Raw genomic sequence first — 390 nt, 5'->3', positions numbered from 1 at the left:
GCTGCTCGCCCTCGGCGTTGATGATCTTGGCACGGCGCTCGCGCTCGGCCTCGGGCACGCCGGGGCCGCGATCGGCGACTGTGAAGCGCACCTCCCGCGGGCCGCTCTGCCGGGCACAGAGCGTCACCCGGTCGGCGCCGGGGTGGGGGCGGCTCGCCTCCAGGGCGTTGAGCAGGAGGTTGACCAGCACCTGCTCCAGGGCCACCGGGTCGGCCAGCACGCGGGGCAGGGCGTCCTGCAGCTCATGCACCAGCGCCACCTCGGCCTGCTGATACTGCCACTCGCAGAGCCGGCTGGCGGCGTCGACGACCTCGCCCAGTGCCACCGGCCGGGGGCGCGTCTGCCCCTTGCGCACGAAGGTGCGGATATGGCGCAGCCGCTCCGCCAGGC

The 390-nt window shown here is 74.9% G+C and carries 1 protein-coding gene; it reads right to left on the bottom strand.

Annotation, left to right across the window (positions count from 1 at the left end; genetic code table 11):
- Nucleotides 1-390, bottom strand: a 390-nt coding sequence (locus tag RI841_RS14870; RefSeq protein WP_310706420.1) for an ATP-binding protein, incomplete at both ends; no start/stop codon positions are given.

Source organism: Halomonas sp. (genome assembly GCF_031581305.1).
GTDB lineage: Bacteria > Pseudomonadota > Gammaproteobacteria > Pseudomonadales > Halomonadaceae > Halomonas.
This window is presented reverse-complemented; position numbering and strand designations above follow the sequence as displayed.